A 12881-nucleotide genomic window follows, 5' to 3' on the forward strand; every position below is an offset into this window, starting at 1 on the left:
GGCATTATTTTTCCCATTTAATTGGGCTCACATCGTCATGATTTAAAACCCTTAGATTATCACGGTCGATTCGCATGATAAGTTTGCATTCCGGATCGGGGCAGACCACACGAGCGTCGGTTTCCATCCAGTCGGCCGGATGATTTTTTCGTTGTTTGGCGGGTAACAGGGGTAGGGTGGATTGTAGGGCATACAAACAAAAATCGGCGGTATCCGGCAAGGATAATTTTCCACCTTTTAGGTGAAATTTATCGCTGACTTTCATATTACATGTGCAGTTACCGCTAATGCTCTCAACGACCACGGTTAAATCATAGAGTTCAAACTGATCATCCCTAAGTTTTGTATCTTTTTTCATCGTTATCTTTTCTTTCGTTAAACTTTCCCCAGCCAAAAATTAAGGTTATTACAGTCATGATCAAAAGACCCCATGACATGAAATTAAACAAACCTACTTCCAAGGGACTCACTTGCGGAATATCATATTCTTGGCCCGTTTTCGTCATGTTCGCCATTAATATTACAGGAATGAAATAAGGTATTATAAAGGGGAATATACAGGCAATCAAACTCAAGAGATTGGCGCGTCGTATTTTAGATACTCCCAATCGTTCGCCCGTTTTTTTTGTAAAGTCGGCCACCATTAAAATAGCGACAATGCTGTGGGTAGTCAATAACACGGCCATACTCATGACCGTAACGATCCAACCTTCGGCATGCTTTTCGGTTTTTGCTTGGGCAGTGGCAAAATCTACCAAACGGTTCATAAGTCCACTGGCCTTTAACGTTGCTACCAGACCCATTAAGAGTATGGTAAAAAAACTGAGTCCAACGGCCCTGTTGATTCCATCGATAATAAAACTTTTGGTGGTGAAATTTTCGATATCCAGGGCAATGACCTTATCGAATGGTAAAAGTCCAAATACTAGACTCAAAACTGTTCCGAAAAGTAACCCAAATAAGAGTCCGTGCAAAAGGTGTTTTCCTTTCAGGAAAAGATAGATGATGAATGCGGGCACCAATAACATAGGGAGTCCTTTTGGATTGCCCAACCCACCTATATCAGCAATACTTGATGTACCTACGTTGTTGTAGGCCATAACGCTATAGGAGACCAAAGCAAACAATGCTGCAGGAAAAACATATTTCAATCGGCTTTTTATGGTAGGGCCAATTTTAGCATCTTGGCTTAGGGCGCTGGCAATGGTCGTGTCCGAAATAGGAGCAATAAAATCCCCAAACGTGGCTCCGCCAATAATGGCCCCTGCCAAGGAAGGTAAATGTGCCCCTAAAACACCGCCAGTAGGGTAGAGTAGTGGACTACAAATCAATATGGTAGCGAAACTTGAACCCGTAGACAAAGAAACGATACAACAAATGATGAACGTAGCGATAATAAAACCTGGGCCCGAAAGTTTTACCTGATCGGTAAGCCAGATCAAGGCTTCCACAAAACCCGTAAGTGTCAAAAGGACTCCTATAATAGATGCCAAGATCCAAGCGGTGATCATGATCATCACTATTTTTTGGGACATTCCAGCAATCACGACTTCGGAAAATGCGGTTCGGTCCTTACAAAGCAAAAGACCTAAACCTAAGGCCAATATTAAAATGGGCCAAAATCCACGTTCATCCGGAGCACCGGAGAGGGCAATGCCAATCACTCCGGAAACGAAAACGAAAAAGGGCAACAAGGTCCCTAAGGTGCCACCATAGAATTCAATTTTTGGAAGGGCTTCCTGTGTTTCGTCAAGTTTCAAACTTAGTCTTCGTTAAGGTTATATTTCATGATGGAACCATGTTTGCCGGTCTTATCGCGTTCCAATTCATAAAAGGGCCCGTTGGGGCCTTTGCGTCGGGAAACAACAGATTCTATTTTGACAAGGTCATTCTGGTTTAAGGTAAAACTGTCCAATCTCTGTAGACTTTCTAGATGATTACGGTTTCTTGCACCAACGATGATACCACCCACCATTGGCTTTTGTAAAATATAGTTACAAGCAACTTCGGCGATACCTACCTGATATTGGTCGGCAATCGTTCTAAGCACCTGAAGTACCTCTTGAAAAAGGTCATAACCTCCAAATTCATCAATAATCAATCTGTATTTGGTCAGGGAACGATTTTCATAAGGGGGTACAGGGTCCGGAGCGTTCAGATAACGGTCACTTAGGAACCCACCTGCCACGGTGCCGTAGCAGAGATAGGGAATGTTGTGTTCTTTGGCCAGTGCGGTCATATCCTTTTCAACACGCTGATCCAGTACGGAATATTGCACTTGATTGGATGCAATGGTTACACCGGCATCCAGCATTTCCTGAATGTGCTTCGTATCAAAATTGGTAACCCCTAGAAATCGTATTTTTCCGCTTTTTTGCAATTCCGAAAGGTGCACAGCAGTTTCTAAGTATTTTGGGAATTGATAATCCCACCAAGCGAATTGTACCAAATCCAGTTGTTCTACACCAAGGCGTTTAAGCGAACGGTCAATTATCCGAATCGTATCCTCCTTCTTGAGCGTTGCCAGGGCATTATAGTCCGGAACATATTTAGTGTGCACTTGAATCGGTAACAATTCTCCCGAACGAAATTCATCTTTATATTTTTTTCTGAACTTGCCGATGAGTTCTTCTACCCCTGTGTAAATATCCGCACAATCGAACGTGGTTATACCTGCTTTTACGAAGTGTCGCATATCGGCCAAGGCCTGTTCTTCCGAGATATTCCCGTGACCTCCCGCCAAGTGCCATCCCCCTTTAATCACCCTTGAAATGGTATATCCGGGTTGTAATTCTATTCGTTTCATGGATTAATTGGGGCTTGTATTATTTAAAATGTCATAAAATTCTTCAATGGGTATAGGTCCTGCCTTCATAATGGTATCCATAAAATATTTCAAATCGAAATTGTCGCCCAAGCGTTCCTTTTCGGTTTTTAGTAATTGAGTGAATTGGGCACCTCCCAAAAAGTAGGAGGTAAGCTGCAAGGGGCTGTTTATGATTCGTCCCCAAAGACTTTTGGCGAACTGTGGTGCCAATAAGGAGGTTTCTGTCGAGAATTCTAAAACTTGATCTTGGTTCCAGCCGTTACAATGCACTTGTACGGACGTGTAAGCCCTATTTGCATTTTCCAGGCGTTTACGCAAGTGTGCCAAAAGGGTCAGTTTATTTTCAGCTTCCCACCCGGCATCCAATAGCACTTTTTCTGTAAACGTGGCCCAACCCTCAATGAAAATACCATAGGGGAAAAGCAACCTTAGGCTATGCGGAGTTTCCCGACTGATTTTTAATTGCATGTAATGCCCTGGGAAAAGTTCATGGATAACGATCATGCGGTTAAAGGGCTTGTTGAACGAGGCCCAAAAATCCACCTGTTCCTGTTGGGGGAGGGTATCTGGAATGGAAGGCAAATTGAGCGTGGTCATGGGATTGGGGTCGAATGGCGGCGCACTCGCCACCCAGCCGATACGTGCTGCGGGACCGGCGCTCTCAGGGGCCGTTTTAATACGTAAGGTCTGATTTTGGGGTAGGGTGGCAATATTGTTTTTTTGAATGAAAGCGACGGCACTATCGGCCAGTTGTTGCCAAAATTGAAGGTAATCGGCACTGTTCAAGGGAGCGTCCTTTTCCATATCGGCCAAGGCCAAATCAATTATTTCCAGGTCATTTTTTGGAAGGTTTTTAGTTCGATACGTTTCTAGAAGGTATTGTTTTGATACTTGAGCCATTAAATCACGAACCGTCCCAATTTCGTTCAAGGCCATTTCGGCCAATTCGGTTGAAGTTAAATCGCTGTCCGTGTACAATTTTAACCTTCGATCATATTCCTGTTTTCCTAGAATGGATGTCTTAGGTAACGTGTTGTCCTCAAATTTTTCCAGCGCAAATGCCTTTAAGGATTCCATACTTTGTATAGCGGAATCCATCGCAGGGCATTCCCTTGAAATTGAATTCGGACCTCTATTTTTGAAGTCATGCTGAGTCAGATAGGTAAGGGATTTTGATAAATTTTCGAGGCCTTGTTCCAAATCTTCTTTTGAAATGTATTTTAGACTTTTTTGCGCAGCCGATGCCAATTTTTCCATAAATACAAACCGATTGCAAATTAGGTCATCTTTCTCATGGTCCAGAAGATAATCGGCTTTTATGACCGTTGGGATTGCATCCGAAATAAGTTCCGCGTACAAATTGAGAGAATTGGTATGCTTGCTTAGGTTCTTCCACGTATCAACTTCAGACTGTGCCTGAACCCTTAGTAATCTCCCGTCAATAGGGTCAATTTGGGCATTGGGTTGGGTAAGTAAGGTTAGAATTTGTTCGTTGAATTCCAGCCATTTGTCAATCGTATTTTCTGATAGGTCTTCATAATGAAATACAGAAGGCCGCATACCCGCTTCCAGTGCCTGGGAAGGGTAAAATGCCTTCCAAGCTGAAATATATTGTTCGCCCAAGTCTTGGGCTGAGGTGGAGAAGGTTAACAAGAAAAAAAGCAGCCAATGGCCAACATAGGTCTTCATACCTTTTCATATAGGTTTGGTCTTGCTGGGAAAGATAGCAATTTATGGGGATAATCTTCGTTAAATTTAGAGCATGGAAAACGGTAGAATTAAAAATATAAAACGACAGATTCTTTCTGATAATTGGTACACCCTTAACAAATATACTTTTGAATATCAAAAGTTTGATGGTAGCTGGGAAGTTCAAAAACGGGAATCTTATGACTGTGGCGATGGGGCGGCCGTACTTTTGTACAATACCCGGAAAGGAACCGTGGTGCTTACCCGTCAATTTAGAATGCCCACGTATGTAAATGAGAATACGGATGGAATGATGGTGGAGGTATGTGCGGGTCTATTGGACGGACTTACGCCCAAAGAGTGTATTTTAAAGGAAATATTGGAAGAAACCGGGTATCAGCTAACGGAAGTGAAACAGGTATTGGTCACGTATATGTGTCCGGGTTCCGTAACCCAGAAGCTCTATTTGTTCATTGGGGAATATCAAGACGCTATGAAGGTTGAATCAGGAGGCGGTGCGGACGATGAAACGGAAAATATCGAAGTTTTGGAAATGCCCTTTGAAAATGCATTGCAGATGATGGTTAGTGGTGCAATCCGTGATGCCAAGACCGTGATGCTGTTGCAATATGCGCAGATCAATAAGCTGATAGAAGTTAATAGTTAGTTTTATTACCTACAACCAACAACCAACAACCAACAACCAACAATCAACAACCAACAACCAACAACCAACATCCAACAACGAACAACGAACAACCAACAACGAACATCTAATACCCCTCCCGTAGTGCCTCAAAAATAGTTTGCATTCGCTCTTTTACTTCGGATGGGGAGTGTCTAAAGTGATTGTTCATAAAACTAAAAATCAATAAACGGCCTTTTTTCGTCCTGAGATAGCCGCTCAGACAATAATTATTGCTAAGACTTCCCGACTTTGCAAAGATGTAGGGCGCTTCCTTTCCACCATACCACGAGTCCAAGGTACCCGAAACTCCGCCAGCTGGAAAAATACTAAAAAGCCGTTCTTCTGGAACTTCTTGATACATTTCATTTAACACATACACCATGGATTTGGGTGTAAACAGGTTGTATCTTGATAATCCCGAACCGTCAACCCACCTAGGATGTTGTGGAAGGTCCTTCAATTGGTTTTTTAAGATATGGTTTCGGGCATTTTCCGAGTTCAGGGTATCCGTCAATATTCCAGATGCCACTATCAGCAGTTGTTCGGCAATGAAATTATCGCTTTCATGCATCAATCTAACATATAGGGAATCCATCTCGATTCCGTAGAGGGTTTCTTTCTTGCCCTGGGGCATTTTATCGACTAGGGCGACCGAATTTGAAAACAGTCGCTCCAAAATGTTTTTGATGGTGTGTGCGTCCGTTTTATAGGGAATTTCCAAGGTATCCCTTTCTGTAGAATCAAAATAGAAAGTGTTCTTGTCTTTTTCACGGTTCCATGTATTTTGAACCTGTACCACACTGTCTTTAAAATAATCCGGGGAAACTTTGAAATTTGGTGTTTGTTGGATTAAGACTGTATTTCCAAAAAGAGGGAAAGCACTTCGCTCCGGGGAATAATACCACGCAAAATCGTCCCATGACCAACCCTGACCCATGGGGGTATCCTGAAAATTGGCATGTGAGAATGCCAGATTGCTACTCTTTTTTAGAAAGGAATAGGTCGTGCTGTCCTGTAGATAATGGTGCAAAAAGGAAGGATCGCCAGTTCCCTCAAAAAATAGGGTATCGTTTTTTTGAAGATAATTAAGTGCGGGTGCCTTTTTTGGCAATGTTTTTAGGGCCGTGTACAAGGTGAAAATCTTGGTATTACTTGCCGGCGTAAAATATTTATCGCCGTTGTAATCATAAAGCGTATCCTTGGAGCTTGGATCTAGTACCACAAACCCGGTAAATTGGTTATCGAAAAAAGGGGAATCCAAGATTGTACCAATCGCTTTTTCCGTTCTTTTTTTAACGCTGGCGCAACCAAACACAAGGGCTGACAGTAGGAACAGAAGGATAGTTTTTTGCATGTAACTCTATTGTATTTTGTTGTTAACCAATGTTCTAGGATTTTATTTTCGGTTTTCGTAAATTTTGTCAAATCAAATCCTGAAGCGATTTAACACTTTTTAGTCGTTTTTAACTTTTTGACTACAATATTATATTCGCTTTGGGGTTTAAATTTACACAACAACTAATTTAAAAACGTGTTTAGATGAAAAGAACAATGTTGGAGTATAGTAAGACGGTACTCCAAAAGGTTAGTTTTGATGCCAAATTGTTTTATAAGGAGCTTAAAAAGGCCCTTGAGAGATTGCTACCGGAGGAAGTAGCTGAATTAAAGGTCTGGTTGGAAACCTTCGTGGTCGATAAACCGGAACTTAGACCAAGTTTAACGTACCTTAATAAATAAGTAAAAGCCACTGGGAAGTGGCTTTTTTCGTTTTGTGATGCAACCATTTTTAAATTTTGGTATCTTTTCTAAAAAAGTTCCATGAAATACTTTCTTCCATTCATTTTGTTCTTTGCTTTTGTAGGTTGCGATAATGATTCCAATGAAATTAACCCTACCGAAAGCAAGATTCTTGGTAGTTGGAAAATGGTGCGTCAACAGTACAGTATTGGTGGACCGCCCTTTTGGGAAGAGGTGCTTGATGGTGAAATCCTTGAATTCCAAAAGAACTTCGTTTTTAAAGTAGTGAAAGATAATTCTGAGTCGGGCATAGGGATCTTTGACCTGCGAAACGATTCCCTCATAAGAACGTTTTCCAACGATACTGATAGCATTAAGTATATCTCGCAGATTCAATTGAAGGGAAATAAAATGCTGCTTATCCCGGTTAGCCCCAATAGATGTATAGAAGGATGTTCCTTCGAGTATCTGAAAATGGAATGAATTACTTAGTAAGGGGACTAATGATTTTCACGTCCTGAAAGGCAATTGCACCTCTTACAACTGAGGAAATAACATCCCTCAATGCCTCCGTAATCTGGATTTTGAGTTCACTTTTATGATAGATTAAACTTACTTCCCGGGCCGGCGAGGGCTCCTTGAAGTATTTGAGATTTTGCTTTTTATCGGCTTCCAATTCCAATGTATTTAGGAAGGGCAGAAGGGTCATGCCAAGGCCTTCGTTGGAAAGATTGATCAAGGTCTCAAAACTTCCACTCTGCAATTGAAAGTGGTCGCCTCCTAGTTTCTTTGGAGCCTTACAAAGATTTAAAACACCTTCCCTAAAACAATGCCCGTCCTGTAATAATAGGATATCCGAAACGTCAAGATCTTCTACCTCAAGTGTGGAAAAAGTACCCAATCTATGGTTTTTTGGAACGTAACCAACAAATGGCTCATAATACAAAGGCCTTTCTATGATGGTGTCCACCTCCAAGGGTGTGGCAGCAATGGCGGCATCCAAGTGACCGTCCTGTAGGTTATCAATAAGGTTTTCCGTGTTTTGTTCCTTGATGATGAGATTTACTTTGGGATATTTGTTGATAAATGTTTTTAGGAACATGGGTAAAAGGGTGGGCATGATGGTAGGAATGATTCCCAAAGTGTAATCACCCCCAATATAGCCTTTTTCCTGATCTACAATATCCTTTATCCTGTTGGCTTCGTTTACGATATTCTTTGCTTGGGCTACAATTTTTTGGCCTACTTCGGTGACCGTAATCGGTTTTTTTCCACGGTCAAATATTTGTACATCCAATTCATCCTCAAGCTTTTGAACCTGCATACTTAAAGTAGGTTGGGTCACAAAGCTTTTCTCTGCAGCCAAGGTGAAGTTTTGATATTCGGCGACTGCCAATACGTATCTTAATTGGGTAATTGTCATGCTAATGATTTTAATGATAAAGGTATTAAAACTATCAATATTATTTATGACTATCGTCATTTTTATTCAATATCTTTATACTTAGTATTGCAATCAATAACTTAATATATAAATAAACAGATATGAAATTAAATAGTATAGGCTTAGAAACCGACAAATCCGAAGAGATTAGTAAGGACTTAAATTTGCTTTTGGCCAATTTTCAAAGGTATTATCAAAACTTACGTGGAATACATTGGAATATTAAGGGTAAAAGATTCTTTGACTTGCACTTAAAGTTTGAAGAGTTATACACCGACGCAAACGCTAAAGTAGATATGCTGGCAGAGCGTATATTAACCTTGGGCGGTGTTCCTATGCATACTTTCGAGGACTACATTGATATGGCCTCGGTACCGGTAGGCAAGAATATTACCAAGGATGATGAAGCAATTCGGTTGATTGTCAATTCGTTAAAGGAATTGCTAACCATAGAAAGAGGTATTCTAAAAGTCTCGGGCGAGGCCGATGACGAAGGAACTAATTCCATGATGAGCGACTTCATTACGGAACAGGAAAAAACGGTTTGGATGATGAAGGCTTGGCTTGCAGAAGATATTTAATGGATATAAAGCCTGCGAAATGGTCAGTTACTAAGTTCCCGAACTTTATAACTGACCATTTTTTTTATGAGCCCCAAAGGAAGTTTTTCGTCAAAGGGAAACTGAACGGAACCTTTCCCTTTCTTGTAGCCTGCCAATTCCGTCTCAAATGCCGCATGTGCGGAAGGGGTGGCATAAAACCCAAAATGCTTCTTCTGGGCCGCGAAGTATACCAAAGGCTTCCCGTTCAGTTTGTACGCCGGCATTCCATAACTTATTCCTTCCACGGCCTTCGGAGCGGTTTCTTTGACCAGTTTCTGCAGTACCCGCAATTGCTCCTGTATTTCCATAGGGAAATGGGCAACATAGCCCTCAAAATCGGAAGCCTTGATCATGGTCGGCATAGGAAGGTGCATCTAGGTTATCGATTTAAAATTAGGAAATTCATTCCATAAAAAAGACCTCCAAATGGAAGTCTTTTTGTTTATGATCGCTGTTTTATTTTAGAACCGTATCCTGAATTCCAAATCGGTATCGGCTACTTCAAATTTGGAACCATCAAAACTTGGTGGGCCAAAGGTCATTTCTCCCGTGGTGGCATAGCTTTCCTTGGGCATGCCGGTAGGTTCAAAATCCATTCGTTGGTTTCCGTTGGCATCGTGCATCAACATTAAGGCAAAAGTTCCCGGTTCCACATCTGAAAATGTGAGGGTCACTTCCCCGGTTGTGGCATCCACACTTTGGTTCTGGATGCCGGCTCCTTTCATAAAGGTATCGGCAGTATGCAGGGAGCCAATGATTTGACCTTCGTTGGACAATACGTTCTCAATGGTTACGGTTACGTTGACGCCCTTTTTTTCTTGGGCATACCCAGTCAATACACTTGTTAGTACCAATCCTAAAATAATTCCTAAATTTTTCATGTTTGCGGTTTTAAAAGTTATTCGATGTCCCAAAATTGCGGTATATCACAACCACAAAAAAAACACATCTACCCAATTGTGGAATTTTTGGAGTGAGTTGTAACACTGCTTTTCGACTTCAATTCAGGGGACTTATTCCACAATTCGGTCAGCCTAAATTTGACATCCATTTCTCTTGGTGGAGTTTTGCTCCGTAATCAATCGGAATAAAATACCATGAGAATTTTCTATCAGTTTATATTTATTTGTTTTACCACGGCCACCTATGCACAAACTGTTGTTTCTGGGGTGGTGCTGGATACTAGGAACCATCCTATAGAAGGGGCCAATGTCTATTTGGAAGGCACCTATGATGGTGCCTCTACGGATGCCCATGGAAATTTCAGCTTTGAGACCACGGAAACCGGTACTCAAAACTTGTTGGTTTCCATGCTTTCCTTTGAACCTTTTTCACAAGCAGGGGATGTTTCCTATTTTAAGGACCTTAAGATAACTTTATATGAGGCGTTAAACGAATTAACGGGCGTTACCTTGACCGCTGGAAGTTTTCAAGCAGGTGATAATTCAAAGGTGTCCGTTTTAAAACCACTGGATATCGTCACAACGGCCGGGGCGGCAGGCGATTTTGTGGCCGCATTACAGACCCTTCCAGGTACCAGTACGGTAAATGAGGATGGTAGGTTGTTCGTTAGGGGAGGGGCTGCCGGTGAGACCCAAGTATTTATTGACGGTCTACGGGTTTTTCAACCTTTCAATGCTACTGCGAACAACATTCCCACTCGGGGCAGATTCTCTCCTTTTTTGTTCAAGGGGATAACCTTTAGTACCGGAGGGTATTCCGCTGAATATGGCCAGGCCCTTTCGAGTGTCCTTTTGCTGAATACAACGGATATCCCAGAACAGGAAAAAACGGATATTTCCCTTATGTCCGTAGGTGGAGGATTAGGGCATACGGAAATATGGGGCCAAGAATCCCTAAGTGTGAATGCCAATTATATAAACTTGGCCCCCTATCAGGTGTTGGTTCCTTCCAATCAGGACATGCGGTGGAACAAACCTTTTGAATCCATTTCTGGGGAGGCGGTTTTTCGAAGCATGGGGGACAAAAGTATGTTCAAGCTCTATACAGGATTCAATCATTCCAGTTTGGACATCGCGCAGGCCGATATCAATTTTGAGGAATTTGTGCCCTTTAGTCTGCAAAACAACAACTTGTACCTGAACGCTTCTTACAAGCATTTTTTCGATAAGGAATGGACGCTTGGCACGGGCGCCAGTATCTCCAATGATACCAACGATGTCAATGTATTGAACAACGACATAGATTCCCGTGAGATGGCCCTTCACCTTAAGGTCAAAATGGGCAAGAATTTTACAAATAGACTGCAATTGAATTTTGGTACGGAATATTTTGTACAAGACTTTGATGAAACGTTCCGCAGTGCCGGAATAGATCCTTTCCCTTATGGTTTTACCGATGGATTATGGGCTGGTTTTGCAGAAACCGATGTTTATTTTAGCAATCGGTTTGCCATGAAACTCGGGGGACGAATGGAACATAGCATGCTTTTGGGGCAGACAACGCTATCACCCCGACTTTCATTGGCCTATAAAAGTGGGGATAAGGGACAGTTTTCCTTGGCTTATGGGGATTTCTATCAAAACCCTTGGGCGGAATACTTGAAATTTGACCAAAACCTGGAATCGGAAAAAACGTCGCACTACATTTTAAACTATCAATATTTGGATAACGGGAAAACCTTTAGGGCAGAGGGGTATTATAAGAATTATGACGGATTGGTGAAGTTCGATACGGATATGCCCCAATTCAATTCCGTCTTCAACAACAATGGCGGTGGCTATGCAGCGGGACTGGACCTTTTCTGGCGGGACAATAAAAGTTTTGACAATCTCGATTATTGGGTGTCATATTCCTTTTTGGACACGGAACGGGATTATCGAAATTTTAGGGAAAGGGCCACACCAAACTTTGCGCCAAAGCACAGCTTTTCCCTGGTCACCAAATATTGGGTCGAAGATTGGCGTTCCCAAGTGGGTTTTTCCTATAATTTTGGTTCTGGAAGGCCCTATAACGATCCCAATAAGACCGAATTTTTAAGTGAAAGGACAAAATCCTTCAATAACTTGAGCATCAATTGGGCCTACCTACTGTCCCAACAAAAAATCCTGTATTTTTCAATCAGCAATGTGGCAGGATTCAATAATGTCCACGGATATCAATATGCGGATTCGCCCAATGATATTGGTGCTTTTGAAAGACGTACCATACGGCCCAATGCCGATAGCTTCTTTTTTGTAGGCTTCTTTTGGACCATCAGCCAGGATAACAAAAGCAACCAGTTGAACAATCTTTAATTGACATAACGTTTTGCTATATAATAATCCAAGCTGAATTTACCCGCCCCGAAGCCCATGTAGAAAAAACTCACACAAAAGAAGATAAAAACGGGCAAAATATCCCAAGAGCCGTCCCATTTGCGGACAAATATACCCATAGCCATAGTTAGGAACACAAAAAACGACGTAACGCGGGTATTTAGCCCCAGAATGAGCAATAAGCCACCCACTGCTTCCATAAATCCAATTGACCAAGCAAAAAGGTTAGGCATAACGTCGAAGGGATAGCCCTGATATGCTATGTGGTTAACAAATTCCTTAGATACTTCAAACCAAGATAAATCCATGCTATCTGGTGTCCAAGGGGTGCCAAATTTGTTTGGTGCGTATATGAATGACAGAGAATAGCCTGTTAAAATCCTAGGCACCAATAGTATTAGGTTGGGTAAATGACCACTAACCTCAAAAGGTCTTATAATTATCTTGAAATAATACTCCATGGAAATAAAATATCATGAGAATTATGTGATTCACAGGTTAGTGCTCCTTGAAATTAGCAAATAGCAACATTCTATCCAATTTTATATTTAGAAAGAGTCAGGTTTTTATTCAAATTCGTCAAAGAATACTAGAGAATTTTTTCAACTTTAGAAAA

At 41.6% G+C, this 12881-nt stretch carries 14 protein-coding genes; 5 read left to right on the forward strand and 9 right to left on the reverse strand.

The annotated features are described in order from the left end of the window. Positions 1 to 4: 4 nt before the first annotated feature. The 4 genes from DZC72_RS10110 to DZC72_RS10125 are packed head-to-tail and all read right to left on the reverse strand — an operon-like array spanning position 5 to position 4516. Complete coding sequence (locus DZC72_RS10110; protein WP_125222815.1) at positions 5 to 358, reverse strand: TIGR04076 family protein; 354 nt, start codon at positions 356 to 358, stop codon at positions 5 to 7. Next, complete coding sequence (locus DZC72_RS10115; protein WP_125222816.1) at positions 336 to 1760, reverse strand: Na+/H+ antiporter NhaC family protein; 1425 nt, start codon at positions 1758 to 1760, stop codon at positions 336 to 338. The genes DZC72_RS10110 and DZC72_RS10115 overlap by 23 nt, the downstream gene beginning before the upstream one ends. A gap of 2 nt (positions 1761 to 1762) precedes the next feature. Then, positions 1763 to 2806 (reverse strand): aldo/keto reductase, encoded by a 1044-nt coding sequence (locus DZC72_RS10120; protein WP_125222817.1) that lies wholly within the window; start codon positions 2804 to 2806, stop codon positions 1763 to 1765. Positions 2807 to 2809: 3 nt separating this feature from the next. Beyond that, positions 2810 to 4516 carry a DUF885 family protein gene (locus tag DZC72_RS10125; protein WP_125222818.1) on the reverse strand — a complete coding sequence of 569 codons (1707 nt, stop codon included), beginning with the start codon at positions 4514 to 4516 and terminating at the stop codon, positions 2810 to 2812. 73 nt (positions 4517 to 4589) lie between these two features. Between DZC72_RS10125 and DZC72_RS10130 the strand changes: the two genes are divergently transcribed. Further along, positions 4590 to 5183 carry an NUDIX domain-containing protein gene (locus tag DZC72_RS10130; RefSeq protein ID WP_125222819.1) on the forward strand — a complete coding sequence of 198 codons (594 nt, stop codon included), beginning with the start codon at positions 4590 to 4592 and terminating at the stop codon, positions 5181 to 5183. A 106-nt stretch (positions 5184 to 5289) separates the two neighbouring features. On the opposite strand, the gene DZC72_RS10135 is transcribed toward DZC72_RS10130, so the two are convergent. Further along, positions 5290 to 6558, reverse strand: a complete 1269-nt coding sequence (locus DZC72_RS10135; RefSeq protein WP_125222820.1) for a D-alanyl-D-alanine carboxypeptidase/D-alanyl-D-alanine-endopeptidase — start codon at positions 6556 to 6558, stop codon at positions 5290 to 5292. 185 nt (positions 6559 to 6743) lie between these two features. Here DZC72_RS10135 and DZC72_RS10140 point away from each other — a divergent pair, with 185 nt between their 5' ends. Continuing rightward, the gene (locus tag DZC72_RS10140) at positions 6744 to 6941 is read left to right on the forward strand and encodes a hypothetical protein (RefSeq protein ID WP_125222821.1); all 198 of its coding nucleotides are present in this window, start codon (positions 6744 to 6746) and stop codon (positions 6939 to 6941) included. A gap of 81 nt (positions 6942 to 7022) precedes the next feature. After that, positions 7023 to 7424 carry a hypothetical protein gene (locus tag DZC72_RS10145; protein ID WP_125222822.1) on the forward strand — a complete coding sequence of 134 codons (402 nt, stop codon included), beginning with the start codon at positions 7023 to 7025 and terminating at the stop codon, positions 7422 to 7424. A gap of 1 nt (position 7425) precedes the next feature. On the opposite strand, the gene DZC72_RS10150 is transcribed toward DZC72_RS10145, so the two are convergent. Then, positions 7426 to 8364, reverse strand: coding sequence for a LysR substrate-binding domain-containing protein (locus DZC72_RS10150; RefSeq protein ID WP_125222823.1), 939 nt, complete (start codon positions 8362 to 8364; stop codon positions 7426 to 7428). A gap of 122 nt (positions 8365 to 8486) precedes the next feature. On the opposite strand from DZC72_RS10150, the gene DZC72_RS10155 reads away from it, so the two are divergent. Then, a complete protein-coding gene (locus DZC72_RS10155) occupies positions 8487 to 8966 on the forward strand; it encodes a Dps family protein (protein WP_125222824.1) in 480 nt (159 codons plus the stop codon). Between the two features lie 23 nt (positions 8967 to 8989). Here the strand turns inward: DZC72_RS10155 and DZC72_RS10160 are convergent, their stop codons facing one another. Beyond that, the gene (locus DZC72_RS10160) at positions 8990 to 9361 is read right to left on the reverse strand and encodes an iron chaperone (RefSeq protein ID WP_243641713.1); all 372 of its coding nucleotides are present in this window, start codon (positions 9359 to 9361) and stop codon (positions 8990 to 8992) included. An 87-nt stretch (positions 9362 to 9448) separates the two neighbouring features. Beyond that, on the reverse strand, positions 9449 to 9868 hold the full coding sequence (locus DZC72_RS10165; protein ID WP_125222825.1) for a DUF2141 domain-containing protein: 420 nt from the start codon (positions 9866 to 9868) through the stop codon (positions 9449 to 9451). Positions 9869 to 10084: 216 nt separating this feature from the next. On the opposite strand from DZC72_RS10165, the gene DZC72_RS10170 reads away from it, so the two are divergent. After that, complete coding sequence (locus tag DZC72_RS10170) at positions 10085 to 12244, forward strand: TonB-dependent receptor (protein ID WP_125222826.1); 2160 nt, start codon at positions 10085 to 10087, stop codon at positions 12242 to 12244. Here DZC72_RS10170 and DZC72_RS10175 read toward each other — a convergent pair. Further along, positions 12241 to 12726 (reverse strand): DoxX family membrane protein, encoded by a 486-nt coding sequence (locus DZC72_RS10175; protein ID WP_125222827.1) that lies wholly within the window; start codon positions 12724 to 12726, stop codon positions 12241 to 12243. The two genes, DZC72_RS10170 and DZC72_RS10175, sit on opposite strands and share 4 nt — an antisense overlap. Positions 12727 to 12881 lie beyond the last annotated feature (155 nt).

The sequence above is a fragment of the Maribacter algicola genome, assembly GCF_003933245.1.
Classification (GTDB): Bacteria; Bacteroidota; Bacteroidia; order Flavobacteriales; family Flavobacteriaceae; genus Maribacter; species Maribacter algicola.

Coding starts and splice junctions, on each gene's coding strand:
- DZC72_RS10110 (WP_125222815.1), bottom strand. CDS start 358: ATGAAAAAAGATACAAAACTTAGGGATGATCAGTTTGAACTCTATGAT.
- DZC72_RS10120 (WP_125222817.1), bottom strand. CDS start 2,806: ATGAAACGAATAGAATTACAACCCGGATATACCATTTCAAGGGTGATT.
- DZC72_RS10125 (WP_125222818.1), bottom strand. CDS start 4,516: ATGAAGACCTATGTTGGCCATTGGCTGCTTTTTTTCTTGTTAACCTTC.
- DZC72_RS10130 (WP_125222819.1), top strand. CDS start 4,590: ATGGAAAACGGTAGAATTAAAAATATAAAACGACAGATTCTTTCTGAT.
- DZC72_RS10135 (WP_125222820.1), bottom strand. CDS start 6,558: ATGCAAAAAACTATCCTTCTGTTCCTACTGTCAGCCCTTGTGTTTGGT.
- DZC72_RS10140 (WP_125222821.1), top strand. CDS start 6,744: ATGAAAAGAACAATGTTGGAGTATAGTAAGACGGTACTCCAAAAGGTT.
- DZC72_RS10145 (WP_125222822.1), top strand. CDS start 7,023: ATGAAATACTTTCTTCCATTCATTTTGTTCTTTGCTTTTGTAGGTTGC.
- DZC72_RS10150 (WP_125222823.1), bottom strand. CDS start 8,364: ATGACAATTACCCAATTAAGATACGTATTGGCAGTCGCCGAATATCAA.
- DZC72_RS10155 (WP_125222824.1), top strand. CDS start 8,487: ATGAAATTAAATAGTATAGGCTTAGAAACCGACAAATCCGAAGAGATT.
- DZC72_RS10160 (WP_243641713.1), bottom strand. CDS start 9,361: ATGCACCTTCCTATGCCGACCATGATCAAGGCTTCCGATTTTGAGGGC.
- DZC72_RS10165 (WP_125222825.1), bottom strand. CDS start 9,868: ATGAAAAATTTAGGAATTATTTTAGGATTGGTACTAACAAGTGTATTG.
- DZC72_RS10170 (WP_125222826.1), top strand. CDS start 10,085: ATGAGAATTTTCTATCAGTTTATATTTATTTGTTTTACCACGGCCACC.
- DZC72_RS10175 (WP_125222827.1), bottom strand. CDS start 12,726: ATGGAGTATTATTTCAAGATAATTATAAGACCTTTTGAGGTTAGTGGT.